Genomic DNA, 4,010 nt, shown 5'->3' with positions numbered 1-4,010 from the left:
AAATGTTGGAAGTATTAAAAGTAGTAGGCAAAAATGTTTTTTCATAATTAACTAATTAGTTTCTGCTAAACTACTTTAATACTTTTATTTTGAGTTTTAATATGCATCACAAATGGTTTATTTATTGTCAAAATATAATAAACATGTAATGTAACTATATGATAATTGTATAATTATCAATAGTTCGCAACTATTTTTATTAAATGTAGAAATAGTAGTACAGAAAAAATAAAACTATTCTTTTTTAGCTCTTTTTTAGGCTTTCTATAAATCCGCTTGGTGTCATTTTATAGAATTTTTTAAACGATGTACTGAAGTATTTTGGATTTGAAAATCCAGATTGGTATGCAACTTCCTTAATACTTATATCTCCTCTTATCAGTAAATTTTTGGCTTGTTTTAGTTTTGTATGAATAATAAAATCTTGAGGTGACAAATCTACTAGGTTTTTAAGCTTCATATATAGGGAAGTTCTACTCATACCTACACTTTTTGATAGGTCGTGAACTGAGAATGAATCGCTTTCAATATTAGCCATAATTGTAGCTTCTAGTTTTTGAAGAAACTCTTGATCTTTTTTATTCCTAAAAAGTTCTGCTGTATCTGCATCACTGTCTTTAACATACTTATCACGTAGTTTTTGTTGCCATTTTAGTGCATTTATCATTTTTGCCAACAGAAACTTTATGTCTACTGGTTTTTCTATGTATTCTGAAATTCCACTTTCTATACTCTCCAGTTTTTGGTCTGAGTTTTGAAGTACTGTAAGCATAAACACAGGAATATGATTAAGGCTAATATCATTTTTAAGCTGTTTAGCCATTTGCATACCATCCATTTCCGGCATAATTAAATCGGTTAAAATAATATCTGGAAATATTTGATTAGCCACTTCTAAGCCTTCTTTACCGTTGGTTGCTTCGTAAACTTGAAAGTAAGTTGCTAACGTATTTGCTAACGAGTTTCTTAACTCATCATTATCTTCGACTATTAATATTTTACTATTACTAAACTCAGTTAGTTCTGTAGTGTTTTCTGCAATTTCTGTAATTTTATCGGTTGGCGTGCTAGTTTCGTTAATTTCTGTATAACTTTTCTTTAAATTATTTAATAGTACAACAAAGGTTGTTCCTTTATTTTCTTCACTTTGAAAACTTATAGACCCTCCTGTTTTTTCGAGTAATTTTTTAATTAACATTAAACCTAATCCTGTTCCTGGACGCTGGCTATTAATAACATTTCTGGCTCTGTAATACTGATTTAAGATGTGTTTTTGCTGATCTTTTGGTATGCCGAGTCCTTCATCTTTAATTTCAATTCTTAAATCTCCAGATTTAGTTTTATTTGTATTTATAAAAATTGTGCCATCTTTAAAAGAATACTTAATCGCATTAGAAATAAGGTTTAAAAGGATTTTATCTAAACTTTCTTTGTTAAAATAAAAGTCTTCGGTCCATTCATTATTAAACACAACATCAAGGTTTTGATCTTTAGTAAGTGGTTTAAAATTGTTGATGCGCTGTTTAATTTGTTCGTATACATCGATTTTTGAAATGTCCTGAATGCTATTATCATCTGCTGTTACTTTTTGAAAGTTTAGCATTTGTTCAAAAAGTGAGTTTATTCGTTTTATAGTAGTTTTTATTCGCTCTTTTGAATCTTCAGTAGAATCTACACTTTCGGTAACATTATCTAACGATGAAATTAAAATAGCTAATGGTGTTTTTATTTCGTGCGTTACGTTATTGAAGAAATCAATTTGTTGATCGGCATTTCTTTTTTTAATTATTAAACTGGTAAAATGAATAATCGCATAGACCAATGCAAAAGTCAATAAAGCATATAATAGATAGGCTTTTTTTGTTGCCCACCATGGGGAAGCAATATTAATTTTTAGTTGCCTCTCACTAGATTCATTATCATGTTTACTATAGGCTTTAACCTTAAAAAGGTAATTCCCTGGGCTTAAATTTGTGTAGGTTGCGAAATTTTGATTAGTAACTGGAGACCATTGCTCATCAAAACCTTCTAACATCCATTTGTATTTTACTTTAGAAGGCGCACTATGTAGTATACCTGTAAAATCTATTTCTATTGAATTTTGCTCGTGGTTTAATTCTAGGGCTTCAGTTTTATTAATGTGTTTCTCTAAAGGGCTTTGATTAGGTTCTATTATTTTATTAGACAGCTTAAACGAGTTAAATATTATTTCTGGCTTGTAGAGTTTTTCTTCAATTTTATTAGGATTAAAAAGCGTTACACCATCTACTCCTCCAAAAGCAATAAGATTATCATCTATTTTTTTAAAGCTTCCGTAATTAAATTCTGTTGTTGCTAAACCGTCTTTTTTATCGTAAACATCTATAATAGTATCGTTTTCTGTTATTTTAATATTTGCGATACCTTTTGTTGTACTTGCCCAAATGGTGTTATTATTTGTAGCTATTAGACCTTGAATAACATCTGATGGCATCCCATTTACAACACTTATTTTTTTTAAGTTTTTTGTTTCTGTATTATAAAACAATAGGCCTGCGCCATTTGTAGCAACCAACAAATTTCCATTTTCCATTTGTTGTGTTGCATTTATTGTAGAATAGGATAAATTAGAACTATCAGACAATAAATCTTCTATTAAACCAAAGGTTCTATTTGTATGATTAATTTTAAAAACACCTTGTTTACAGGCAACTAATATTTCACCTTTCTTATTTTCTGAAATCGACTTTATTTGCTGTATTGGGTATGTATAAATATTATTATTTTTATCTAAAACGGTTAAATCTTTCTCTATACCACCTGCCCAAAGATTACCTTTAGCATCCTTATACAATGCATATATTTTTTTAATAATATCGAATCCAGTAGCTTTATTGTAAGGCGTAATTTTTAATGTTTTTGAATTAATTTTAAATAACCCTTTGTTGTAAGTGCCAACCCAAATAACATTGTCATCTGTTAATAGAGATAATATAATGGTCTGATTTTTTTTAGAATCTCCTAATAAATGTTCTAAATGTTTCCATTTGTTTGTTTCTGGATCCCAAATGCTTAATCCTTTTTTTGTGCCAAACCAGAATTTACCATTATTGTCTTTTGTAATAGCTCTAGTAAAGTTTGCAATTATACTATTAGTATTATTTATTTCGTGTTGAATATTTGTAACTGGTAATTGGTTGGAATTAAAAAAGTTAACACCTCCTCCATAAGTGGCTACCCATAAAATATTTTCTTTATCAACACAAATATCATAAACGCCATTACTTGACAACGAATGCTTATTATTTACATTCTCTGTGTAATGGTTTATCATTACGAACATACTATCAACCTCGAAAATACCACTACCATCTGTAGCAATTAAAAGATTGTTTTTTGTATTTTTAATAATATCTGTTATTGGGTTTGTTGAATTAAAACCTAATTCTAATAGTGTTACATCTTTAAAATTTGCTTCTAATTTAACGAGAGTTCCATCTTTAAAGCCTACTAATATTTGATTATTGATAGTAGAAATGCTACTAATATTATTATTTTTTACTCCAGTAGGTATTTCTTTAAACACTTCCGTTTTTAAATCGAAAATAAACAACCCTTTTGGAGTCCCAACCACGAGCTTATCTTCAAATTGCTTAATTGCCTGAATGTTATGATTCGCAATAACGCGTTTCATTATAGTTTTTTTTGGAGACCTTTCAGATTTCCAAAGCCCGTTAAAAGCACCAACCCATATCGTGTTGTTTTTATCTTCGGTTATAACATTAATTAAAGCTGGATTAATATCTTCATTATGTTCTACTAATTCAAAACGATCAAGATCACTATTATATAAACAAACACCTTTTTCTAACCCAATCCATATATGTTGTTTTGAATCTACAAATATGGCTTTTGTTCGGTTGCTCATTGCAGATGGCAACCCGCTATAGTTGTTATATATTTTATAAAATTGCGAATTATGCTTTAAAACGCCTTCTTCTGTAGCAACCCAAATATTACCAACACCATCC

The 4,010-nt window shown here is 29.1% G+C and carries 1 protein-coding gene; it reads right to left on the bottom strand.

Annotation, left to right across the window (positions count from 1 at the left end; translation table 11 throughout):
• Window positions 1–244: 244 nt before the first annotated feature.
• The coding region (locus tag ACVC2P_RS09795; RefSeq protein WP_452598295.1) for a hybrid sensor histidine kinase/response regulator transcription factor at window positions 245–4,010 on the bottom strand (3,766 nt) is incomplete at its 5' end.

Source organism: Pontimicrobium sp. MEBiC01747, assembly GCF_053601635.1.
The sequence above is the reverse complement of the archived record's forward strand: the minus strand, read 5'-3'. Positions and strand labels throughout refer to the sequence as shown.